Here is a 24,185-nt window from a genome sequence, read left to right as displayed (position 1 = left end):
AATTTATAGGTGAAGTATGAACGAATACAAAACTATTGCTGAATCAAATAACTTTATCGTACTGGATAAATACACCAAGGAATTGCAGCTAAATGAAACCTACCAAAGCGAAGGTGATTTAGAACGGGAATTGATCGACGATTTAGTCAACCAAGGTTATGAATATGTTTCTGGCTTAAACACGCCCCAAAACATGCTGGCCAATGTGCGTGAGCAATTGCAGATACTGAATAATGTTGATTTTTCAGCAAGTGAGTGGCAACGCTTTGTTGAACAGTACTTAGATAAGCCCAACGATAACAGCATAGATAAAACTCGTAAGATTCATAATGATTATATCTACGACTTTGTTTTCGATGATGGACATATTGAGAACATCTATCTAGTCGATAAGAAAAACATTGCCCGTAATAAAGTACAAATCATTAAACAACTCAAGCAAACAGGGGCGCAAGCGAATCGATACGATGTAACCATTTTGGTTAATGGCCTACCATTGGTACAAGTTGAGCTTAAAAAACGCGGAGTTGCTATCCGTGAAGCCTTTAACCAAGTGCATCGTTATAGTAAAGAAAGCTTTAATACAGAAAACTCTCTGTTTAAATACTTACAACTTTTTGTGATTTCAAACGGTACAGACACTCGCTATTTTGCCAATACTACCAAGCGTGATAAAAACAGTTTTGACTTCACCATGAATTGGGCCAAATCTGATAATACGCTGATTAAAGACTTAAAAGATTTTACAGCCACATTTTTTCAGAAAAATACCTTGCTGAATGTGTTAATTCATTATTCTGTATTTGATGTTAGCAATACTTTATTAGTGATGCGCCCCTATCAAATAGCGGCTACTGAACGTATTTTGTGGAAAATTAAAAGTGCGTATCAGGCTAAAAATTGGAGTAATACTGAAAGTGGTGGCTACATTTGGCATACCACGGGGTCGGGCAAAACCCTAACTAGTTTTAAAGCGGCGCGTTTGGCTACTGAGTTGGATTTTATCGATAAAGTGTTTTTTGTGGTCGATCGTAAAGATCTGGATTACCAAACCATGAAAGAATATCAACGTTTTTCACCTGACAGTGTTAATGGTTCGGAGAGTACCGCAGGGCTAAAACGGAATATTGAAAAAGATGACAATAAAATTATTGTTACTACCATTCAGAAATTTAATAACTTAATAAAAAGTGAAAGCGATTTACCAATATACAATAAGCAAGTAGTGTTTATTTTTGATGAGGCACACCGCAGCCAGTTTGGTGAAGCACAAAAAAAACCTAAAGAAGAAATTTAAAAAGTATTATCAATTTGGTTTTACGGGCACGCCAATTTTCCCGCAAAATGCTTTAGGAGCAGACACCACCAGTAGTGTATTTGGCCGAGAATTACATTCGTATGTGATTACCGATGCCATTCGTGATGAAAAAGTATTGAAATTTAAAGTTGATTATAACGATGTAAGACCACAATTTAAGTCCATTGAAACCGAACAAGACGAGAAAAAGTTAACAGCGGCAGAAAACAAGCAAGCTTTTTTACATCCCGTTCGTATTCGTGCAATTTCCCAGTATATTTTAAATAACTTCAGGCAAAAAACACATCGTCTCCAAGCCGGCGGCAAGGGGTTTAATGCCATGTTTGCTGTCAGTAGCGTGGATGCCGCCAAAGCTTATTATGAAGCGTTCAAGCATTTACAAAAAGAGACTGAAGAAAATAAAGCAAATAAAAAACCGCTTAATGTCGCCACTATCTTCTCTTTCGCCGCTAATGAAGAGCAAGATGCTATTGGTGAGCTTATTGATGAAAGTTTTGAGCTCACCGCAATGGACAGCAGTGCCAAAGAATTTTTAAGCGCGGCCATTGATGATTATAATGCAGCGTTCAAAATGAATTTTGGTGTAGATAGTAAAGGTTTCCAAAACTATTATAAAGACCTCGCTAAGCGAGTGAAAAATCAAGAAGTAGATTTACTGATTGTTGTTGGCATGTTCTTAACAGGATTTGATGCGCCGACATTGAATACTTTATTTGTCGATAAAAATCTGCGTTACCACGGCCTAATGCAAGCTTTTTCACGCACTAACCGTATTTATGACGCCACGAAGACCTTTGGCAATATCGTCACCTTCCGTGATTTAGAACAAGCCACAGTTGACGCTATCACTTTGTTTGGTGATAAAAACACCAAAAACGTGGTGCTGGAAAAAAGCTATAAAGAATACATGGAAGGCTTTACTGATTTAGTCACCGGCGAAGCACGTCGCGGATTTTTAGAGGTAGTGACAGAGCTACAAAGACGCTTTCCTAACCCTGATGATATTATTAAAGAGCAAGATAAAAAGGATTTTGCCAAACTATTTGGTGAATATTTACGTGCGGAGAATGTACTGCAAAACTATGATGAATTTGCAGGATTAAAGGCTCTACAACATGTAGATATTAGTAATCCGGAGGCTGTTGAGGCATTTAAGGCTAAATACTACCTGAGTGATGAAGATATCGCCGCGATGCAAGCGATTGAGATGCCAACTGAGCGTACTATTCAAGATTACCGCTCTACCTATAATGATACGCGTGATTGGTTACGCCGTGAAAAGTCGTCTAACGAGAAAGATAAATCTACTATTGACTGGGATGATGTCGTCTTTGAAGTGGACTTGCTCAAATCGCAGGAAATTAATCTAGATTACATTCTTGAGTTGATTTTTGAAAACAATAAAAAGAATAAAAATAAGACAGAATTAATTGATGAAGTTCGCCGTTTAATTCGTTCCAGCCTTGGCAATCGAGCAAAAGAAAGTTTAATTGTTGACTTCATTAATCAAACTAACTTAGACGAAATTATCGACAAGGCCAGTATTATTGATGAATTTTTCAAATTTGCTCAAGCTGAACAAAAACGTGAAGCAGAAGAGTTAATTAGCTCGGAGAAATTAAATGAAGATGCGGCTAAGCGCTATATTACAGCATCATTAAAACGAGAATATGCAAGTGAAAACGGCACAGAACTCAATTCCACTCTACCTAAGTTAAGTCCACTTAACCCGGAATACAGAACGAAAAAACAGGCTGTTTTCCAGAAAATTGCTGCATTTGTTGAGAAGTTTAAGGGTGTAGGTGGGCAAATATAGGTGTGAGCTAATATACAACAGTCGATCTACTACTAGCTATCATAAGCTACTTACTAACCATCCAGACACCTTGACGTTTAGATGGTTGGTACGCTATTTTTCCCTCTTCCATTTGTATCATTACCTCACCTTTCCTCGGCTCACAAATTAATGTGTCTCAATAGTTTTAAACACCACAACAGATTGTAATTATTGTGAATTTTTACTATCAAAAAAATTGAGCTACGTCTTGATCTCATTTCACTTTATACGTGCAGGGTGGCTTTCACTCATACAGTTTACACCTCTAACTATCTCTGGTTGAAATATTCAGTGGATGGTTTCTCTACCCCCAAACAATTAACTTATTGCAGCTACCTGACACTTAGCCTTGCAACGTTTTGCTGTACCTGTTGGCATTTTAATGCTCGCACTACTTTTGCTAACCGTTCGCAGAACTTAAGGCGTCACTTTTGCAGGTTTACCGCTGAAAGTGACGCAGCAGCAAAAGGGCAACATGCTTCTTACAGGCTCATGCCTACATCAAGCGAATATAATTGCTGTATTACGTAAGCGTGGAACAATCTTAGCGGCTGTTTCTCGTGAAGCGGGAGTCAGTTCATCTACATTAGCCAATACGCCCAGTCGGCCTTGGCCTAAAGGTGAATGGATAATTGCGAATTATCTCGGAATCCATCCCTCAGAAATCTGGCCGAGTCGGTATTTTGATATGTACGGTCAGCTTATTGAGCGAAAGGCTAGAAAAGAATTTGACTAACAATAGCCTGAATTAAAAAGATATTTTCTTGTGGGGGTACTAAGCCCCCCACCAATTGATAGTTAGAATATTTCTTTTAGTTAAGAGAAGTTAAGTCGCCTTGTTTTAATAAATCTAGACTTACATCTCCATGTATGAATAAATCAAAAGCTAAAAATAACTTTCTTAAGTCTGATTTTAAATGATCATCCTTTCCATTTCTTTTAAATAATGGAAAAGCTTCTTCTTGGGTATATTTCCTTAATTCATCTTTACTTATTGACTTTATATTCTTTATTATAACCAATAATTCTTTGTTTTTTAATAAATTCTCAGCTTTGATATTTTCAATTGAGCTAAACTCAATACTTGAGTATTTTTTATCCAGATTAACGGATTTAACTAAGTTATCTATTTTTCCATGTATCTTTATTCTTTTTTCTATTTTTTTCATTTCTTTTTTTTGATATTTTTATATTATGGAAATCACAAGATTTTATTAACTTTGAGAAAGGAGTTCTGGCATGAGGAGGATAATCGATAAGAAATTCAATAGCTGATTTATTTGGTATTTCACTTTTATCAAAGATATAATCTTCTAAATATTCCATTTCTTTTACTCTAATATAAACAAGTTGTTTATCACCTAAGGCAACAACTAAATTTTTACCAGAATTGGCATGTTTCTCCAATTCATCCAAATCAGAAGGTGTGACTAATATACTACCTAGATTTCCTTTTTCCCCTTCTTCTAGTATAAGTTGCTTTATTACCCTTTGATATCTAAGGATATCATATGGCGGCAACCCTTCATCTATATTACTTATTTCATCATATATCTTTTTATAATTATCTGTTTCTATAGATGTATACGTTATTTGTGATTTATCATCTGTTCTATGTGTTTTTATAATATCCATTTCATCTTTTTTGAACTCAATAAAAATAATTCTTTCAGCAGATTTTCTTTTGTCTTCTTTCGGAAGTTGTGAAGAAAAATCAGTCAGTAATTTTTTTACATTTCTATCTGTTAATGAATACCCAATAAAAATTATCGAGCTTTTTATCATGCTTGATAATATTTTTGCGCTAATCAGTATAGATTTATTATCATATCTTTCATAATCATAACTATTAATTACTATTGAATTAGGTAATTCTATATCTCCGTGTATCTTATATAACTCACTCCATCCAATGGTATCATCAAAAAAACCTTCATTACCAATATACATTTTAGGTTCAACATTTTGTTCTGACAAAAGTGTTTCAATAAATGAATCATAATTTGTTGTAATAATCATTTTTGCATTTTTTAAAAACCTCTTAAATGATTCAAGTTCGTCTTTTTTAATATTTGGTCTTAATTTATTTTGCTTGAATCTTTGACATAAAGAATATTTAAATGGTGATATATCCTCGTCAAAAACTCTTTTTGATGTTAATCCTTCTAATGATATTTTTCCTGAATTAAATAATTCCTTGAATTTTTTTTTCAATGTAAGTTGCTGCGTCCGAATATACTTTGTGATTTAAATCAGAGTCATTTTGTTCTTCTTTATATTTATCCTTTATTTCCGATAAGTAATTATAAAAACCTTGACCATTGTTATCAATTTTATTCCAGTATTCTTCCAGCAACTCAGGCCATGTTGGAGAATTTTCCAAGTATCTTTTAGACATTCCAGATCCAATAAATACTATTGGATAATTTTTGAAGTTAAAAATAGAGTCAGACATTTTAAGCCCTTTTCATAAAGATCAGCCGACCACTGGTATACTGCATATAGTAAAACATACTAAATCACTTTTTCTAATATTTTGATCAGAGCTTACTTAATTTGTGAGATATGTTGGCGATTAAAAAAGAAACCAATGTTATAATGATGATTATTATTAATTTATGAAATAAATTCATGTTACATAGTAACAATTGGTTATTTTAAGGTGTAATCTATTTACTCAGAGAAAGTAAGACCATAATGATACTATCAGCACAAAGTTGGATAATAAGGGGAAAGAATATCTCCTCTACTTTTATTAGTGGGGATATCCTTTCAAAGAAAGGTGGATTTAAAAAGTAGTAAAATAATCAGGGGGTATGGTAGATAATTGAGCTTAAAATTATTAAATAAAAACATTATATTAAGTTTTATATCGAATCCTGTAGGGCGAAAACGGCCTATCACTGATATTAAATCCAAAGACATACTGAGTGTGTTGCGTAAAATGGAACAGAGCAGCATGTTGGATAGCTCAAAAAAGATGTGTCAGGCATATCGGCAAATTTTCACTTATGTCATCATTTCGGGACGAGCGAAAAACAATCCCGTCATGGTTCTAATTAGCATACTGAAAACCCCAGAGCAAACACACTTTCCTCACCTGATGGCTGATGAACTGGGGCCATTTATGAATACCTGAGCCAATTATAGAGTAAGCCGTATCACCCAAACTGCTACACGTCTGCTGATTACTGACTAATCTACGCATTATCGAGATAAGGGCTGAGGAATGACTGGAAATCGATTATGACAAATATATGGTACACCGTCCCCACCTTGTGCCGTTATCCAGTCAGGAAAAAGCATTACTGCTGGAATTGCAGGAAATTACTGACGGATATTGTCTGGTCATAATGATTCCAGAAAACCGATGAGTAAAATCAACACCAACCACGCAATAAAACGTATTATCTATAATGGCAGGCCAACAGGCCATAGCCTTCGCCATACCATGAACAATATCTGGATAATAGCAACAAGCCAGATATTTTTCCTTTTTTCGATTTGACAACCTCTTTTATATGACAAACACATATATGAGTTTATCCAAGGATAACCAAAACTCTAATAAAGAGTGGGTAATAAACTACTCTCAATAAGAAAGAATCAAATGCAAGATGTAGTTCAATGATTATTTTTATACAAATTACTGCTGTTTCCCTTTCTCATCGATTTAAATAATGAGAAAGCTCCCACTCTTCATATTGCTGATTAATTTCTTTCACTGACATGAGTTTTATCTTGGGAATTGACAAACTTTCGTATATTTCAGTATGACGTTTTTTGTTTTTGGGTACGGCGAAAATAATGTGATGTATCATCTCCCATTTTATGCGTTCTTTAGCCCCAGAAAGACCACCATGTCGGTGACTTTGGAGTAAAGTCCTATTCATATATCGAGACAAGCTTAGCAAGGTAGGGACATCTAATAAAATTAATCCGGTAGCCCGGGAAAGACGCTGAGGAAGCGCTTTTTTATAGTTTCCATCTATAACCCATTTGTCTTTATTTATTACTTTATCATGTAATGTAATAAATTCATCATAAGGGCGCGGTTGCCAATCTGAATCAGCCAAATAAAAAAGTTGGTCCAAATGCGTAGCTTTCAGATTGAGTTTTTCCGAAATTGCATTAGCCAGTGTGGATTTCCCGCTATTTTATGGTCCTATGATACATATTCTGCTACCAAGATCTGAGAGTTTCATTGCGGCTCCATTTATAAATACACCCTCTTGTCAGCTACATGAGAATGACCAGAGCTAGTAATTCGAAAGGGTGGAGATTTTATCAGCTATTTCTGCCGAAAGGAAATCTCGGTGGCCTCAATTTTTGGAGCAGATTTCTTATCTAGAGGCGAATAAAGTCATTAGGAGATCACCAAATCGATAAGCGAAGCAAGTATAAATCAGATATCCAAATACATTAGCTCCCTTTGTAAAACTACGACCCTCTATTGCCGCCACACGATAAGTATCATTTCTATATGAGCAGAGATTTAATATACGGTTTGGATTGATGTTGCAAGTAGTGTGGAGTTATTTAGATGAGTTAGAAAAGGGCTGGAGAAATAATGTGAGGGATTTGGAGAAGAGCGCATGATATAACCATCTAAGTATCAAAATGCCTAGATAGTTGATATCTGCAACACAAATCGACTTTATTTATGCCTTAAACACCTGAGTCTGGTGCCATTCAATAAATTTATCCGCTGGATAATACTGACGATTACGCGGCAGATAAAGACTTTCGCCATCCCTAGCCCAGAACAATTGCTCAACAACCGGACTACGATTGACTCCATCAGAGATCTTAATTTTCAGATTCTCGTCTATGCCAATTGCACCTCTATCAAAAGCGGAATGATGAAGTGTGCAAAGTGCCAAACCATTCTCCACAAGGCAAGGGCCACCGAACTGTTTCCATTTGATGTGGGCGGCTTCCAGACCGACCAGTGAGCCATCCAGACGTAAATCATAGCCACAAACGGCGCAGCGGTAGTGATAAGCGCGTAAAACCATACCACGAAAACGTGGATCACGGCTATTTAACCCCTTGTTAATATCAAAACCTAGTCGCTCAGCCAGGCTTACCTGAACGCTGTCAGGGAAATGTTCATTAAGGATCTGTTGTGCCAGCTTATCAATAAGTGCAGGCTGACAGCGCAATAACTGAAAACTGGCTGAATCAAAACCTCCGGCAACCTGATACTCAATCAGCTCTCGTTTTGGCGGTTCCTTGCTTCCCGGACGTGGCGTGCAATGTTCTGCATTTTTCAGTTCCCAAAAGCCATCTCTCCGTAAACGCCAGAAAGGCATTGAAGGATAGTGTTCTTTGCGACTGGGGCCAAAATCAGTGAGTAATTGTAATAGTGGTTGATGAATTTCATCACCGTAATTAAACAGTTGCTCATGCCCTTTTTTGTACTCAGACAACACATACAACAGCAGTAATGGCTTATGTGGTGCGCGTTGATCACCTTTACGCCAGACGGTGAGTTTTGATATTGCTGTTTGCAGTGCTGCGGGTGAAGTCATGACTATTAGCTAAATTGGTGAATGAACTGCGATCATGCTCGCAAAAGTGAATGAGTTCAATACATAGTTGATGCTGAGTATTGAACAGTCTGTTCAGATAGGAAAAGAAAAGACCAAAATAGGTCAATTATTTATGAGGACCTTTTTTATAAATTAATTACATTTCACATATTATCCTTCAATTACAGCATACCTGATAAAACTAGAAATTTAACCCTGAGTAAGCATTAGACCCCCTTCTAGTCCAGAAAATACTTCTGGCTTATTAGTGAATAACTCCCAAGAATTTCATTATCTAGCCGATACTTTGCCAGCCAGTAGAGCTATGTTGGATATTATGGAACTCGCAATGAATAGTGCAAAGTTAGGTTATTTCCCCGCAACCCGCCTTTTCCTGAAAGAACATCTATGCCCATCACGAATCACTGTTTTCCACTTATCTCAAGTAAGCTATTTTAAAAACACGTATTAATGTTAAAATTTTTGTACCATTTCTACAGATGCGAAATCATATTCTTAACAAACTATTACAAAGATATCTTCGCTGACAACTCACTTGACTTTATTAATCTGTATTCGTAAACACATAGCACTGTCTATTCCAAATGGAGAGATTATGAAATCACGAGCCGCTGTTGCATTCGGACCGGGCCGCCCCCTTGAAATCGTCGAAGTCGATGTAGCCCCGCCTCAAGCCGGTGAAGTGCTGGTCAAAATCAGTCATACCGGCGTATGTCATACGGATGCCTTCACCCTGTCAGGGGATGATCCGGAGGGCGTTTTTCCTGTCATACTCGGACATGAAGGCGCCGGCGTAGTCGTTGAGGTTGGTGAAGGCGTCACCAGCGTCAAACCCGGTGACCACGTTATCCCTCTTTATACCGCAGAATGCGGAGAGTGCCTGTTCTGCAAATCAGGAAAAACCAACCTGTGTGTCGCCGTGCGGGCAACTCAAGGAAAAGGCGTAATGCCGGACGGCACAACTCGTTTTTCCTACAAAGGGCAGCCTATTTATCATTATATGGGATGCTCCACATTCAGCGAATACACAGTCGTAGCCGAAGTATCACTGGCAAAAATCAACCCGGAAGTAAATCATGAAGAGGTGTGCCTGCTGGGCTGCGGTGTCACTACCGGCATCGGTGCAGTGCATAATACCGCTAAAGTACAGTCCGGTGATTCTGTTGCCGTCTTTGGGCTCGGCGGCATTGGCCTTGCCGTGATCCAAGGCGCTCGTCAGGCAAAAGCTGGCAGGATCATTGCCATCGATACAAATCCGGCAAAGTTTGAGCTAGCTAAACAGTTCGGTGCAACCGACTGCCTGAATCCGAATGATTACGACAAACCTATTCAGCAGGTCATTATTGAGATGACGGAATGGGGAGTGGATCATACTTTCGAGTGTATTGGTAATGTCAATGTGATGCGTGCCGCGCTCGAAAGCGCACACCGTGGCTGGGGGCAATCAGTAATTATTGGGGTGGCTGGTGCAGGACAGGAAATATCAACCCGACCATTCCAACTAGTCACCGGTCGTTCGTGGCGAGGCACCGCTTTCGGTGGTGTTAAAGGCCGCAGTCAGTTGCCTAAAATGGTAGAAGAGGCAATGAAAGGTGAAATTGAGTTAAAGCCCTTTGTGACTCACACCTTGCCGCTCGAACGCATTAATGAAGCATTCGATCTGATGCATGAGGGCAAATCCATTCGCACAGTCATCCATTACTAAGCTGTTCTAAGGGAGTTAAAAACCATGCAGTAATAGGCAGTTTTTAACAAAACAGGAAACGATAACCCCAGGTTCACCGTGAGATAAGTGAACCTGTATGTTTTACAGAGAGGAAAAAGAATGGAGAGGATTGAGCGCCACGCTTGTTTTGGGGGATGGCAGGATATTTATCAGCATGAATCGGCCGTGCTTGGCTGTACCATGAATTTTGCAGTCTACCTTCCTCCTCAGGCTGAACATCAGAAATTACCGGTGCTGTATTGGCTCTCGGGCCTAACATGTAATGAACAGAATTTCATCACTAAAGCGGGAGCTCAACGCTATGCTGCCGAACAAGGTATTATCCTTGTCGCCCCAGATACTAGCCCTCGTGGTGAGAAAGTTGCAGATGATAGCGCTTATGATTTGGGTCAAGGAGCCGGTTTCTACCTCAACGCAACACAGGAACCTTGGGCGCCGCACTATCGCATGTATGATTATGTGGTGTCAGAGCTACCGGCACTGATCGAAACACACTTCCCAGTAACAGGCGCTCGGGCCATTAGTGGTCACTCTATGGGCGGTCATGGCGCACTGATGATCGCGCTACGCAATCCAGATCGTTACCACAGCGTATCGGCCTTTTCACCGATTGTTGCTCCTTCTCAAGTTCCTTGGGGAGAAAAAGCTTTTCGCGCTTATCTGGGCGAAGATCGTGAAACATGGAAAACCTATGACACAATCGAGCTGCTAACCAATAGCGCCAAATCATTGCATATGTTAATTGACATCGGGACCGATGACCCGTTTCTTGAAGAGCAATTACGCCCTGAGCTGTTGAAGGATGTATGCGAAAACACCGGGCATCCCTACACATTGAATCTGCGCACTGGTTATGATCATAGCTATTATTTCGTCGCCAGCTTTATCAGCGAGCATATCGCGTATCATGCCAAGGTATTGAAGGGAATTTGTTCTGATAATCAATAAATTAGATACGAGTTCAGACAAAAAGTCCCACACTAGAGGCATTAAGAAATTTTTTACCCTATTTACCTTAGGTCAATTCTGTAGAGCAGGCCGCTGGTTTGAAGTGAGTTCTCCAGCGGCATCCCATCAACCTCCTGCAACAACTTTATGAAGAATTACTTGAACAACTTAAAATGGCAGAAGAATTAGGAAACAGACTTTTCATCGGTGGCAAAATGGAAAATAAGATTCGTTATGAACAAACTGAATAATCGCCCACATCAGACATTGGAATACAAAACACCTAATGAATTATTTTTAAATCAAAAAATCATCTTATAATATTAGATAAAGTCATTTGCACTAATTATGCAAATGTACAGATTTTAATTAAGCATTAATAGATAAATTATGGTCATAAACTAATTAGATAATCGACTACGGAAAAATCAGGATGGGAAAATATCCAATGAATTATTAAATAAATACGAAATTATTTACTCACGATACGATGTAATTATTTCGCAATTACCATGATAAATAACCAAACATTATAAATTGAAATTACCACCAATTGAAACAATAAAGCTGTTATAATACAAAACAAATATTTCGTTGTATTATAAAGAAAAAATACGAACCAAATTAAATGTCTAACGAAAATAAATTATTTATTCTTCGTGATCATCAAGATAATTTTTATTTTCTCATAGAATACATATGATAATTATTTGTTATAGTGGCTTTAATGTGTTATTTATTTCACTCGTAAGATTTATTTTTATTTAACACATCTTAGACTACTTATATAGTTGGATAGCTAAGGAGACTGTAATGACATTGCAAGAAATTGGCAAGATGAGTCTTAAAAATTCAGGTGGATTTGTTGCCAGAATCCAATTTAGTTATATGGATGGAGATGGTGAAAAGCATTTAAGTCAGCAAGGTAATAATATTACTCTTGGATTAACAGATACTGTTGACCCTGGCGATCTTGGAGTTCCTGATGGCTCAATAGTTTTTATGCATGTATTCGTGGTATGGGGAAATGATAATGAAGCCCGTAAAGCTTTTTTATACAAAAAAGGAAGCCAAGCACTTGCCAGCTACAATATCAGTGGTACGACATTAAGCAATGATCTTGGTTTGATCGATGTCTCGTAATACATATATACCCTGCATTTTTAAACTGCCCCCTTATGTACGGATTGGTGTCCAACATTTGGGGGACAGTTCATGCTTATACTCTCTCACGCTCCGAACCTGAGAACACGTTTATCTGGCATTGCTCCTAATGTTTCAGTCACCCTTCTACATGTACACCATCACACCAAAGGTGTGTTAGTTAGTAACAGAACTCTTTTTTGTGATTTCAGTTATAAAAATTCATTTGAAAAAAAATAGTACTGTTCATCTTCAGCGCAGTACTGTTACTTTAGTATCGTTGTATCTTTTTATAGAGCTCCAGTATTAAATCATTACCTATTATTCGGTTGTAAATATAGAGGTGAAGGCTTGAGCGATTTTGTATTCTCGAAAAATCATATGAATCCCTTTCAATCTCAGTTGGAGGAACTTGATTCAAAATTAGTTCCTATTGAGGGAAAGGTTCCTTCAGAGTTAAAAGGTACTTTCTTTAGAATTGGTCCCGGTCGCCTGCATAGAGGAGACGAATATTATAATCATCCATTTGATGGGGATGGGATGATATTTAAAGTAACGTTCAGTGATAATGGGATATTCTATAGAAACAGACATGTGTTAACAAAGGAATACTTAGAAGAGGAAGAAGCTCAAAGGTTACTTTATCGCTCCGTTGGAACCGTCCCCAGAAAACTAAAACTCAGGATGAGATTTTTTATTATTAAAAATCCGGCAAATACAAATATTGTGTATCACTCTCATAAACTTCTGGCGTTATGGGAAGGAGGAATGCCACATTTAATTAATCCGGTAACTCTTGAGACAATTTCAAAATATGACTTTTCTGGAAAGTTAAAAGCACGATTTTCTTTCCTTCCCAAACTTAACCTTCGTGAAGTACCATTTACAGCACATCCTAAAAAAATACCAAACGATGATAATTTATATGGATTTGGTGTGACATATGGTATTGGATCTAAGTTGACGCTATACAAAATAGACAGTGCCGGCGACATGACGGTTATACGCAACATTCCGCTTAAGAAAAGGTATTTAATTCATGATTTCATAGTGACAAAAAATTACTTTTTATTTTTTTTAGGTGGGCCGCATATAAATCTTAAGTTGAGGAATGTAATTGGCAATGAAAGCATCCTTGCATCCATGAATTCACGTGAAAGTGAAGATGGCCGGGTTCTTTTAGTTTCAAGAGAATGCCATGATGCGAAATTCTATGATGCAGTTCCTGGATTTATTTTTCATTTCGCAAATGGTTATGAAGATGCCGATGGGAATGTGATTTTCGACGCTTCATTTTGGAAGTCATTCCCAGTATTTACACAGAATATATTTAAAAATAATAGTTCAGAACTTTGTCGTTTTACTTTATGCACTGCATCCGGGAATGTTGATAAAGAAATTTTATTCAAGGGGAATACTGATTTCCCAGCCATAAACCCGACAGTCTGTGGTAGACAGCACAGATATGCCTGGTTCGTTTGTTGGGGGGATTCTGAAAGTGAAGGGAGATCAATAATTAAATTTGATTGTTTTGATAAGAGTGTATTAAGCCACAGTTTTGATAATGATTTGCCGGAAGAACCTGTTTTTGTAGCCAAACCGGGTTCTGTTAAAGAAGATGATGGTTGGCTTATTTTTAAGGTTTATGTCGAAAAATTGCACTGTACAGATGTCGTAGTTTTAAATGCTGATGATCTCTCAATGGCGTGCAGATTACGTTTGCCGCACCATATTCCTATGGGAATGCATCACTGCTGGATAAATGAAGTTATGCTATACCCTATGGATTTCAAGATGCATCGCGACGGCAAGGGAGCGAATCCCCGGGAGCATAGCAAACTATGTGACCGGGGTGAGCGAGTGCAGTCAACAAAGAAGCAACTTGAAAGATGACGGGTATATAAGCCTGAAGCCTATTGTAATATTAAGCTTATCACTGTTTTTCAAATGGCTTAGTGAAATTATTTACGTGATTCGGGAAATATTTATGAACGTCAGTACCGCACGAGCTATGAATTACGAAGAGACATTACTGGAGCTACAGAGTGCGCTACAACAGCACCTAGAACGGGTACTTCCTTCTGGAGCACCAGATGATAAAGTCTGCGCGGCCATGCGAGAAAGCACACTGGCGCCTGGAAAACGTATCCGCCCCCTCTTATTGCTACTCATAGTCCTAGATCTTGGAGAAAACCCCTGGAAGACTGACTTTCTACAGTTGGCATCTGCAATTGAAATAGTGCATGCAGCCTCATTAATTTTAGACGATCTTCCCTGTATGGATAATGCTGAGTATCGGCGCGGACGCCCGGCTATTCATCGGCAGTATGGTGAAAGTGTAGCGATCCTAGCGGCTGTAGCCTTGCTGAGCCGGGCTTTTGGCCTCATTGTAGAAACAAACCTTTCTGAACACGATAAATCCGCTGCTGTCGCCATACTTTCCCATGCAGTTGGTTTAAACGGTCTTGTCCAAGGACAGTTTCGCGATCTGAACAACACATTATGTGCTGGTAATTATCATGCCATTGCTACCACCAACGATTTAAAAACGGGTTTGCTTTTCGACACAACATTTCAGTTAGCGGCAATTGCTGTGAATGCGCCTGATATAACTCGCCAGGCATTGCGTCATGTATCACAACATCTGGGGCAGGCGTTTCAATTACTGGATGACTTGAGCGATGACCTGAATAATACAGGGAAAGATATGTATCAGGATAAGGAAAAATTAACAATGGTTACGCTACTTGGAAAATCTAAAGTGCATAAACACTTACGCAGGCACATCAGATACATTGATAAATATTTGGCGATAGTGTATCGCAGAAATTTAGCTTCACGATATTTTATACGACACTGGTTTGATAAAAATATTGCGATGTTTAATTAATTTCAACCTTGGCCCGAAAAAAATGAAAAAGATCGATCACACTCAGCGTAAGAATGAGCATCTGGATATTATATTCCGTCCTCCTCAAACTAAGCCCCAAGTAAGAACGGGGTTTGCTGAGTGGCGATTTCAGCATTGTGCTCTGCCAGAATTGGATCTAGACAGTATAGATCTTAAGTATTCCCTCTTTGGGAAAATTTTGCAGGCGCCACTGCTCATAAGCTCTATGACTGGAGGGGTTCATCGTGCTCATGCGATTAATCATCATCTTGCAGAGGCAGCTCAAGTATTGGGAATTTCAATGGGGGTCGGATCGCAACGTGTTGCTCTTGAAAATGAAGCAAACGATGGGCTTAGTCGCTCATTACGCCAGATAGCTCCTGATATTCTCCTTTTCGCTAATCTCGGGGCAGCCCAAATTCGTGGCGAACGCGGGTTTAATTATGCTCTGCGAGCAGTACAGATGATTGAAGCCGATGCTCTAATTATCCATCTGAATCCGCTACAGGAGGCGCTGCAACAGGGAGGAGACCGTAACTGGCGCCATATTCTATATGCTATTGAACAACTCGTAACAAAACTTGGGGTTCCTATAATTGTTAAAGAAGTAGGTTCAGGTTTATCGCTTCCTGTCGCACGCCAATTGGCAGAAGCTGGAGTCAGTATGCTGGATATAGCCGGGGCTGGGGGAACCAGTTGGGCAGCGGTTGAAGCGGAACGAGCATCCACACCGTATCACCGCGCATTAGCAATGGCATTTGTTGACTGGGGAATTCCGACCGCGACAGCACTGCGTGAAATACGCGAGGCACTGCCAAATATGCCACTGATCGCCTCTGGCGGTATCAGAAATGGTGTTGATGCTGCCAAAGCTTATTGCATGGGGGCACAATTGGTCGGCCAAGCCGCTGCCGTCATACATAGCGCAGCCCTCTCCACAGATGCAGTTATAGAACATTTCCAATTAATTATTGAGCAGATAAAAATCGCCTGCTTTTGCACAGGGAGCGCCGATATTGCCGCGCTGCGTACAGTTGTTTTACTACCAACATGAGTCCGTCTTTCCGCTATGACTGAATATCTTTAATCTCTTTCAACAAACACGAATTTCCGTGATGTATATGACTCTTAATAAGGTTAATAACTTTGTGATTGTCGGAGGATCAACAAAATGATGTACGACTGGGATCTGATTTTGGTGGGAGGAGGACTGGCCAACGGACTGATCGCAATGCGTTTCCAGCAGTGTAAACCACATCTGCGAGTGTTGCTTATTGAAAACACAGAAACAATAGGAGGCAATCACACGTGGTCATTTCATCAACATGATCTTACTGAGGCGGAACATGGGTGGATAGCACCGCTGATCACCTATCACTGGTCAGGTTACGACGTCATTTTTCCAGCATTTCAACGCACATTGCCACATTCATATTTCAGTATCACATCCCAACACTTTGCAAACATACTCCATGCGTATTTGGGCGAGCGTATACAGACTCGTGTATTGGTACAGGAGCTAACTCCACAGAAAGTCTACTTACAGGACGGCACATCTCTAAGCGCCTGCGCAGTCATTGATGGGAGAGGCTGGCGACCAGGACCATTTATGGGAAGTGGCGCCCAGGCATTTTTTGGTCAGGAATGGGAGCTGGAAGAGTCGCACTCTTTAACCCACCCGATTTTAATGGATACCAGTGTGGGGCAGGATACAGGTTATCGATTTATCTATGTCCTGCCATTCTCCTCAACTCGTCTGCTAATAGAGGACACCCATTACGTTGATCGGGGGCCGCCTGATAAGGTCTTGTCGCAAGCAACTATCGCAGAGTACGCGAAGAAGCATGGCTGGAAACTGGGTAAACTAATTCGAGAAGAGAGCGGTTGTCTTCCAATTACACTTACGGGAGATTTTACCTCTTTCTGGGCACAACTAGCAGGACAACCCACCTGTGGGTTGCGTGCAGCTTTGTTTCACCCCACAACAGGCTACTCTCTGCCACACGCCATTCGGTTGGCAGATCGTATTGTCGCTCTGCCGGAGCTTACCGATACCTCCTTATTCATTACCCTCAGGGATTACGCACGACAGCAGTGGCAACATCAGCGCTTTTTCCGTCTTCTAAATCGCATGCTCTTCCTGGCTGGGGATCCACAACAACGTTGGCAAATAATGCAACGTTTCTATCAACTTTCCCCAGATCTGATTGCACGTTTCTATGCGGAGCAACTTAATTCCGTCGATAAGGCCCGGATTCTCATAGGTAAACCACCAGTGCCGATAAAGGGCGCCCTAAAGGCAATGTTTAAACAACACAAGAAGCTTCAGGATTTTTATCATGATTAAAGCGCTGGTAATTGGTGCTGGTTTTGGTGGGCTGGCACTAGCAATAAGGCTCCAGTCTGCGGGGATTCCGACATGTATTTTGGAGCAACGGGATAAACCAGGTGGACGCGCTTATGTTTATAAGGAACAAGGGTTCACCTTTGATGCCGGCCCCACCGTAATCACCGCTCCCAATGTCATTGAAGAATTGTTTACACAGGCTGGTAAACGTATGGCTGATTACGTCGATTTACTTCCCGTACGCCCTTTTTATCGGCTCTGTTGGGAGTCGGGTAAGATGTTTGATTACGACAATGATCAGCAACATCTGGAAGCACAAATCCATACATTCAATCCAAGAGATGTTAACGGGTATCGACGCTTTCTGGACTATTCCCGGGAAGCCTTTAATGAAGGCTACCTGAAACTTGGAACGGCGCCCTTCCTCTCTTTTCGCGACATGTTGAGCGCGGCTCCACAGTTGATACGTCTACACGCATGGCGTAGTGTTTATAGTCAGGTGGCACGCTTTATCAAGGATGAAAGCCTGCGCCAGGCATTTTCATTTCACTCGCTACTGATAGGAGGCAACCCCTTTGCTGTATCTTCTCTCTATACTTTGATCCACGCGCTGGAACGAGAATGGGGAGTTTGGTTTCCGCGTGGAGGAACCAGCGCCTTGGTTGAGGCAATGGTGAAATTGTTTACTGACATTGGTGGCAAAATTGAGCTTAATGCAAAGGTAAAACGCTTCACCACCCATGCCAATCGGGTCACAGGTGTACAATTAACTGATGGACGAAATATGACATGTGACGTTGTGGCCTCAAATGCCGATGTTATTCATACCTATAAGCACCTGTTGGGTCATCATCCGGTCGGAATAGCCCGCGCCCGAACACTGGTGCGTAAACGAATGAGCAACTCACTGTTCGTGCTTTATTTCGGTCTGAACCATCACCACGCTCAATTAGCCCATCATACAGTTTGCTTTGGTCCACGCTATAAGGAACTCATCGAAGATATTTTTTACCATGACCGACTGGCGGAGGATTTTTCACTCTATCTCCATGCCCCCTCTGTTACTGATCCATCCCTTGCTCCCCGAGGATGCGCAAGTTACTACGTTCTGGCCCCTGTACCACACTTGGGGACAGCTAATTTAAACTGGGATATAGAGGGGCCACGCTTACGTGACCGTATTTTCGCGTATCTGGAAAAGCACTATATGCCCGGTCTGCTCAAGCAGTTAGTCGTTCATCGTATTTTTACCCCATTTGATTTTCGTGACCAACTAAATGCCCATCTAGGTTCGGCTTTCTCCTTTGAACCGTTGCTGACACAAAGCGCCTGGTTCCGACCACACAATCGGGACAGCCGCATTGATAATCTGTACCTCGTCGGCGCAGGCACGCATCCTGGAGCAGGTATTCCCGGCGTGATTGGATCAGCAAAAACCACAGCCACATTGATGTTAGAGGATATCGCTAGATGAATCCCGCGTTACTTAAACACGTTACTCAGATAATGGAGCAAGGCTCAAAAAGTTTTGCCAGTGTCACCCGACTTTTCGATACAGCAACACGACACAGCACAATGATGCTGTACGCCTGGTGCCGTCATTGTGATGATATAATAGACGGGCAAGAGCTGGGGAAACAAATAAGCAGTGTTGATAAGTATAGCACCCGCGAGAAACTTCAAATGCTGCAATACCTGACGAGGCAGGCTTATGACGGTTTGCCAATGACCGAACCTGCTTTTGCAGCCTTTCAGATAGTAGCTCTGAGTAATGAAATCCCTCAGCAACAAGCCTTCGAACATCTGGAAGGATTCGCAATGGATGTACTCTGTGAGCCTTACAGAACGTTGGATGATACTCTGAGATATTGCTACCATGTCGCGGGAGTGGTTGGGCTGATGATGGCAAGGGTTATGGGGATTCGCGAGGCGAGTGTGCTGGATAGGGCCTGCGATCTAGGAATTGCTTTTCAGTTAACTAACATTGCTCGGGATATTATTGAGGATGCGAAGGCTGGTCGTTGCTATCTTCCGCTAGAATGGCTTTACCAAGAAGGGCTAATGCCAGACACACTTATTTATACCGAAAACCGTCCTGCGCTAGCTCGGGTGGCATCCCGATTGATTGTAGAAGCGGAGTCTTATTATACCTCCGCTCTAACAGGACTTGTTGGTTTACCTTTGCGTTCAGCCTGGGTCATAGCTTCTGCTCATGGTATCTATCGTGAAATCGGCATTAAAGTGCAACAAGCAGGAGTACGGGCCTGGGAATGCAGACAAAGAACTAACCGTGGAGAGAAGGTTACCTTATTAATGGCTGGCGCAATGCAGGCGCTTATGTCTCGGGTGGCGATAACAACGCCTCGCGATCCCAAATTGTGGCAGCGGCCTCATTAAAAATTAACTCCACTTTGTGGTGTAGCACCCTGAATTTCATCACCTAAACAGAGATGTTAACTATGAATGTCAACAATAGGTTAAAAATGGGCCTACCGCACTTTGAGTGCAAGTGCCCAGCCAGAACCGTCTCCAGTGTCTGAACTCTTGTCGATAGCGTAGACGTCAACCTGTTGCAGAAGAACATATGTTTAGGTAAAACAAGAGTGGCTGGCGCAAAGTAGGTTATTTCCCCGCAACCAGCCTTTTCCTGACATGCTACACTCCCCTCCCTCTTTCGAAGTGCACCCATTACTGGATAAGCATTAGTCAGGCTCGCAATAGGCACTCCAATAGCCTATGATTATCACGATGATACGAGATAAGCATTTATTTTAAAAAGGAAAATTTCGCGCTCTAGAACGGAATGTCATCATCAAAATCCATTGGCGGCTCATTGCTTTGTGGAGCAGAAGATTGAGCCGGACGCGAAGGAGCGCCGCCACCGCTGAACTGCTGAGATTGCTGTGGTTGTGGCTGTTGTGGTTGCCCCCAACCACCGCCTTGTGGCTGGCTATCCTGGAAATTACCACCACCAGCACGGCCGCCCAGCATTTGCATGGTACCGCCCATGTTTACCACTACTTCTGTGGTGTAACGCTCTTGACCGTTCTGATCCTGCCATTTGCGGGTTTGCAGAGAACCTTCAATATAAACCTGTGAACCTTTACGCAGGTATTCACCCGCCACTTCCGCCAGTTTGCCAAATAAAACAACCCGGTGCCATTCAGTCTTCTCTTTCATCTCGCCGGTCTGTTTATCGCGCCAGCTTTCAGAAGTCGCCAGAGTAATGTTAGTCACTGCACCGCCGTTTGGCATATAGCGGACTTCCGGGTCTTGCCCCAGGTTACCGATTAAAATAACTTTGTTTATGCCTCTGCTGGCCATTGGGAATACTCCTGATGAAATGAATTTCTACAATTATTAAGCAACACAGTTTAACATGCGATACTAAAAATGAAACGCAGCCGCTTTAGAACGAACTTTGCGAAGCTCACCGTAATTTAATTCCGTACTTATTACATTATTTCACTTAAATACTGTATATCTAATCAGTCAACTCTGTGTAATAATAACTCACTTATTATTATTTATGCACGTATAAATAACCCGGGAAATGGTTCATGGATAACATCGAAGTTCGGGGCGCACGTACCCACAATCTCAAAAATATCAATCTGATAATCCCCCGAGACAAGCTGATCGTTATCACAGGTTTGTCCGGCTCAGGTAAGTCTTCTCTGGCATTTGATACGCTTTACGCCGAGGGTCAACGTCGTTATGTGGAATCGCTTTCAGCTTATGCGCGCCAGTTTCTGTCACTGATGGAGAAACCTGATGTTGACCATATTGAAGGGTTATCCCCGGCCATTTCCATTGAGCAGAAATCTACTTCCCATAACCCACGTTCAACTGTGGGGACAATTACCGAAATTCATGATTATCTGCGTTTGCTGTTTGCCCGTGTAGGTGAACCACGTTGCCCAGATCACGATATTCCATTGACGGCACAGACTGTTAGTCAGATGGTAGATAATGTGCTAACTCTGCCAGAAGGTCATCGCCTGATGTTACTGGCGCCGATCGTGAAAGAGCGAAAAGGCGAACACACTAAGTTACTAGATAATCTGGCAGCACAAGGTTATATCCGCGCCCGTATTGACGGTGAAGTCTGTGATCTATCCGATCCGCCAAAGCTAGAATTACAGAAAAAACATACTATTGAAGTAGTCATTGATCGCTTTAAAGTTCGTGCCGATCTGGCACAACGCCTGGCTGAATCTTTTGAAACAGCGCTGGAACTTTCAGGTGGTACCGCTATTGTTGCCAATATCGATGATAATACAGCCGAGGAGCTGATTTTCTCTGCTAACTTTGCGTGTCCTGCATGTGGCTATAGCATGAGTGAGCTGGAACCTCGCCTATTCTCTTTTAACAACCCAGCCGGGGCTTGCCCGACTTGTGATGGTTTAGGCATTCAGCAATTTTTTGATCCCGATAGAGTCATTCAGAATGGTGATATCTCCCTAGCCGGTGGTGCAATTCGTGGCTGGGATCGCCGTAATTTTTACTATTTCCAGATGCTACGTTCATTGGCAGAACATTATAAATTCGATATCGAAGCACCCTTCAATTCCCTCAGCGCCAATATTCAGAAAGTGGTGTTGTACGGTTCCGGTAAACAATCCATCGAATTTAAATACACCAATGACCGTGGCGATACCACAGTGCGTAACCATCCGTTCGAAGGTGTGCTGCATAATATGGAACGCCGCTATAAAGAGACGGAATCCACCGCTGTTCGGGAAGAACTGGCGAAATATATTAGTAATCGCTCGTGTATTTCCTGCCACGGAACCCGCTTACGTAAAGAAGCCCGTTACGTATTTATTGAGAATACCACCCTGCCGGAGATCTCAGATTTCAGTATCGGCCATGCGATGGATTTTTTTCAAAACATTAAACTCAGTGGTCAACGTGCGCAAATTGCTGAAAAAGTACTGAAAGAGATCCGCGACCGTCTGAAATTCTTGGTTAATGTTGGTCTGAATTATCTGACTCTCTCTCGTTCTGCCGAAACTCTGTCCGGTGGCGAAGCTCAACGTATCCGCCTTGCCAGCCAGATTGGCGCCGGTTTAGTGGGAGTGATGTATGTACTTGATGAACCTTCTATCGGGTTACATCAGCGGGATAATGAACGCTTGCTGGAAACGCTAATCCACTTACGCAATCTGGGAAATACCGTGATTGTGGTTGAACACGATGAGGATGCCATCCGGGCTGCCGACCATATCATTGATATCGGTCCCGGTGCCGGCGTGCACGGTGGTGAAATCGTCGCGGAGGGCACAGTTAAAGATATTATGGTGAGCAAAGATTCACTAACAGGTCAATTCCTGAGTGGAAAGCGTGAAATTGCCATCCCAGAAAAGCGTATCCCGGCTGATCCGAAAAAGGTGCTGAAACTGCTCGGAGCGAAAGGTAATAACCTGAAAAATGTGACGTTCAATCTGCCAGTTGGGTTATTTACTTGTATTACCGGGGTTTCTGGTTCCGGTAAATCAACGCTAATTAATGATACTCTGTTCCCCATCGCCCAACGCCAGTTAAATGGCGCGACCAATATCACTCCTGCCCCTTATATCGATATTCAAGGGCTAGAGCATTTCGATAAAGTGATTGATATTGACCAGAGTCCGATTGGCCGAACTCCCCGCTCTAACCCGGCAACTTATACCGGCGTATTCACACCAGTCCGTGAATTGTTCGCTGGCGTACCTGAATCACGCGCCCGTGGTTACACACCTGGACGATTCAGTTTTAACGTTAAAGGTGGGCGCTGTGAAGCTTGCCAAGGTGATGGCGTTATTAAGGTAGAAATGCACTTCTTGCCTGATATTTATGTCCCTTGTGATCAATGCAAAGGTAAGCGTTATAACCGTGAAACACTGGAAGTAAAATATAAGGGCAAAAATATCAATGAAGTATTGAATATGACGATCGAAGAAGCTCGTGAATTCTTTGATGCAGTTCCTGCCCTAGCCCGTAAACTGCAAACCCTCATGGACGTTGGCCTTTCTTACATCCGTCTGGGTCAATCAGCAACAACGCTATCAGGTGGTGAAGCGCAGCGAGTAAAGCTGGCGCGTGAGCTATCCAAGCGCGGAACCGGGCAGACGTTATATATTCTTGATGAGCCAACAACAGGTTTGCATTTTGCTGATATTCAGCAACTATTAGCGGTTCTGCATCAGTTACGCGATCAAGGGAATACCATTGTGGTTATTGAACATAACCTTGATGTAATTAAAACCGCTGACTGGATCGTGGATCTTGGCCCGGAAGGAGGTAGCGGCGGCGGCGAGATTCTGATTTCGGGTACACCAGAAGAGGTCGCCAAATGTGAGAAATCACATACTGCACGTTTCCTGAAACCTATATTGAAGAAAGAAGCATAATCGGCAAACAGGGGCGATTTAAGCCC

The 24,185-nt window shown here is 41.5% G+C and carries 15 protein-coding genes and 2 pseudogenes; 13 read left to right on the top strand and 4 right to left on the bottom strand.

Annotation, left to right across the window (positions count from 1 at the left end):
• Positions 1 to 16: 16 nt before the first annotated feature.
• Both C6H66_RS01245 and C6H66_RS01240 read left to right on the top strand, forming a co-directional pair.
• Positions 17 to 3,134 (top strand): annotated as a pseudogene (locus tag C6H66_RS01245) (type I restriction endonuclease subunit R).
• A gap of 496 nt (positions 3,135 to 3,630) precedes the next feature.
• Positions 3,631 to 3,891: a helix-turn-helix domain-containing protein gene (locus C6H66_RS01240; protein WP_105394581.1), complete on the top strand. Its 261-nt coding sequence runs from the start codon at positions 3,631 to 3,633 to the stop codon at positions 3,889 to 3,891.
• A 76-nt stretch (positions 3,892 to 3,967) separates the two neighbouring features.
• Here the strand turns inward: C6H66_RS01240 and C6H66_RS01235 are convergent.
• A pseudogene (locus tag C6H66_RS01235) lies at positions 3,968 to 5,610 on the bottom strand (SIR2 family NAD-dependent protein deacylase).
• Positions 5,611 to 5,982: 372 nt separating this feature from the next.
• Here C6H66_RS01235 and C6H66_RS01230 point away from each other — a divergent pair.
• A complete protein-coding gene (locus tag C6H66_RS01230; RefSeq protein ID WP_105394580.1) occupies positions 5,983 to 6,294 on the top strand; it encodes a phage integrase central domain-containing protein in 312 nt (103 codons plus the stop codon).
• 526 nt (positions 6,295 to 6,820) lie between these two features.
• On the opposite strand, the gene C6H66_RS01225 is transcribed toward C6H66_RS01230, so the two are convergent.
• Together C6H66_RS01225 and C6H66_RS01220 are read right to left on the bottom strand one after the other, a co-directional pair.
• Positions 6,821 to 7,249, bottom strand: coding sequence for a P-loop NTPase family protein (locus C6H66_RS01225; RefSeq protein WP_248000583.1), 429 nt, complete (start codon positions 7,247 to 7,249; stop codon positions 6,821 to 6,823).
• A gap of 567 nt (positions 7,250 to 7,816) precedes the next feature.
• Positions 7,817 to 8,689, bottom strand: coding sequence for a phosphorothioated DNA-binding restriction endonuclease (locus tag C6H66_RS01220; RefSeq protein WP_105394579.1), 873 nt, complete (start codon positions 8,687 to 8,689; stop codon positions 7,817 to 7,819).
• Positions 8,690 to 9,305: 616 nt separating this feature from the next.
• On the opposite strand from C6H66_RS01220, the gene C6H66_RS01215 reads away from it, so the two are divergent.
• The 9 genes from C6H66_RS01215 to crtB all read left to right on the top strand — a co-directional run bounded on the left by C6H66_RS01215 (position 9,306) and on the right by crtB (position 20,161).
• Positions 9,306 to 10,415: an S-(hydroxymethyl)glutathione dehydrogenase/class III alcohol dehydrogenase gene (locus tag C6H66_RS01215; protein ID WP_105394578.1), complete on the top strand. Its 1,110-nt coding sequence runs from the start codon at positions 9,306 to 9,308 to the stop codon at positions 10,413 to 10,415.
• Between the two features lie 120 nt (positions 10,416 to 10,535).
• On the top strand, positions 10,536 to 11,384 hold the full coding sequence (fghA, locus tag C6H66_RS01210) for an S-formylglutathione hydrolase (RefSeq protein ID WP_105394577.1): 849 nt from the start codon (positions 10,536 to 10,538) through the stop codon (positions 11,382 to 11,384).
• An 813-nt stretch (positions 11,385 to 12,197) separates the two neighbouring features.
• Complete coding sequence (locus tag C6H66_RS01205; protein WP_036811608.1) at positions 12,198 to 12,527, top strand: hypothetical protein; 330 nt, start codon at positions 12,198 to 12,200, stop codon at positions 12,525 to 12,527.
• 351 nt (positions 12,528 to 12,878) lie between these two features.
• Positions 12,879 to 14,420, top strand: a complete 1,542-nt coding sequence (locus tag C6H66_RS01200) for a carotenoid oxygenase family protein (RefSeq protein ID WP_146111006.1) — start codon at positions 12,879 to 12,881, stop codon at positions 14,418 to 14,420.
• Between the two features lie 94 nt (positions 14,421 to 14,514).
• Complete coding sequence (locus C6H66_RS01195) at positions 14,515 to 15,417, top strand: polyprenyl synthetase family protein (RefSeq protein WP_105394605.1); 903 nt, start codon at positions 14,515 to 14,517, stop codon at positions 15,415 to 15,417.
• Between the two features lie 22 nt (positions 15,418 to 15,439).
• Positions 15,440 to 16,471: a type 2 isopentenyl-diphosphate Delta-isomerase gene (gene fni, locus C6H66_RS01190; RefSeq protein ID WP_105394604.1), complete on the top strand. Its 1,032-nt coding sequence runs from the start codon at positions 15,440 to 15,442 to the stop codon at positions 16,469 to 16,471.
• A 117-nt stretch (positions 16,472 to 16,588) separates the two neighbouring features.
• Entirely contained in the window at positions 16,589 to 17,764 is a 1,176-nt protein-coding gene (gene crtY / locus C6H66_RS01185) for a lycopene beta-cyclase CrtY (protein WP_105394575.1), read from the top strand.
• Positions 17,757 to 19,238 (top strand): phytoene desaturase, encoded by a 1,482-nt coding sequence (locus C6H66_RS01180; protein ID WP_105394574.1) that lies wholly within the window; start codon positions 17,757 to 17,759, stop codon positions 19,236 to 19,238. Before crtY ends, C6H66_RS01180 begins: the two co-directional genes overlap by 8 nt.
• A complete protein-coding gene (gene crtB / locus C6H66_RS01175) occupies positions 19,235 to 20,161 on the top strand; it encodes a 15-cis-phytoene synthase CrtB (protein WP_105394573.1) in 927 nt (308 codons plus the stop codon). Before C6H66_RS01180 ends, crtB begins: the two co-directional genes overlap by 4 nt.
• Positions 20,162 to 20,557: 396 nt before the next feature.
• Here crtB and C6H66_RS01170 read toward each other — a convergent pair whose 3' ends face one another.
• Positions 20,558 to 21,088 carry a single-stranded DNA-binding protein gene (locus C6H66_RS01170; RefSeq protein WP_046396782.1) on the bottom strand — a complete coding sequence of 177 codons (531 nt, stop codon included), beginning with the start codon at positions 21,086 to 21,088 and terminating at the stop codon, positions 20,558 to 20,560.
• A gap of 236 nt (positions 21,089 to 21,324) precedes the next feature.
• On the opposite strand from C6H66_RS01170, the gene uvrA reads away from it, so the two are divergent.
• The gene (gene uvrA, locus C6H66_RS01165) at positions 21,325 to 24,159 is read left to right on the top strand and encodes an excinuclease ABC subunit UvrA (RefSeq protein WP_105394572.1); all 2,835 of its coding nucleotides are present in this window, start codon (positions 21,325 to 21,327) and stop codon (positions 24,157 to 24,159) included.
• The last annotated feature ends 26 nt before the right edge of the window (positions 24,160 to 24,185 follow it).

Source organism: Photorhabdus hindustanensis (assembly GCF_002968995.1).
GTDB classification, from domain to species: domain Bacteria; phylum Pseudomonadota; class Gammaproteobacteria; order Enterobacterales; family Enterobacteriaceae; genus Photorhabdus; species Photorhabdus akhurstii.
This window is presented reverse-complemented; position numbering and strand designations above follow the sequence as displayed.

Bases quoted from the DNA above. Each gene is read 5' to 3' on its own strand.
- C6H66_RS01205 (WP_036811608.1), top strand. From the start codon at position 12,198: ATGACATTGCAAGAAATTGGCAAGATGAGTCTTAAAAATTCAGGTGGA.
- crtB (WP_105394573.1), top strand. From the start codon at position 19,235: ATGAATCCCGCGTTACTTAAACACGTTACTCAGATAATGGAGCAAGGC.
- C6H66_RS01180 (WP_105394574.1), top strand. From the start codon at position 17,757: ATGATTAAAGCGCTGGTAATTGGTGCTGGTTTTGGTGGGCTGGCACTA.
- fni (WP_105394604.1), top strand. From the start codon at position 15,440: ATGAAAAAGATCGATCACACTCAGCGTAAGAATGAGCATCTGGATATT.
- fghA (WP_105394577.1), top strand. From the start codon at position 10,536: ATGGAGAGGATTGAGCGCCACGCTTGTTTTGGGGGATGGCAGGATATT.
- crtY (WP_105394575.1), top strand. From the start codon at position 16,589: ATGATGTACGACTGGGATCTGATTTTGGTGGGAGGAGGACTGGCCAAC.
- C6H66_RS01240 (WP_105394581.1), top strand. From the start codon at position 3,631: ATGCTTCTTACAGGCTCATGCCTACATCAAGCGAATATAATTGCTGTA.
- C6H66_RS01215 (WP_105394578.1), top strand. From the start codon at position 9,306: ATGAAATCACGAGCCGCTGTTGCATTCGGACCGGGCCGCCCCCTTGAA.
- C6H66_RS01220 (WP_105394579.1), bottom strand. From the start codon at position 8,689: ATGACTTCACCCGCAGCACTGCAAACAGCAATATCAAAACTCACCGTC.
- C6H66_RS01170 (WP_046396782.1), bottom strand. From the start codon at position 21,088: ATGGCCAGCAGAGGCATAAACAAAGTTATTTTAATCGGTAACCTGGGG.
- uvrA (WP_105394572.1), top strand. From the start codon at position 21,325: ATGGATAACATCGAAGTTCGGGGCGCACGTACCCACAATCTCAAAAAT.
- C6H66_RS01195 (WP_105394605.1), top strand. From the start codon at position 14,515: ATGAACGTCAGTACCGCACGAGCTATGAATTACGAAGAGACATTACTG.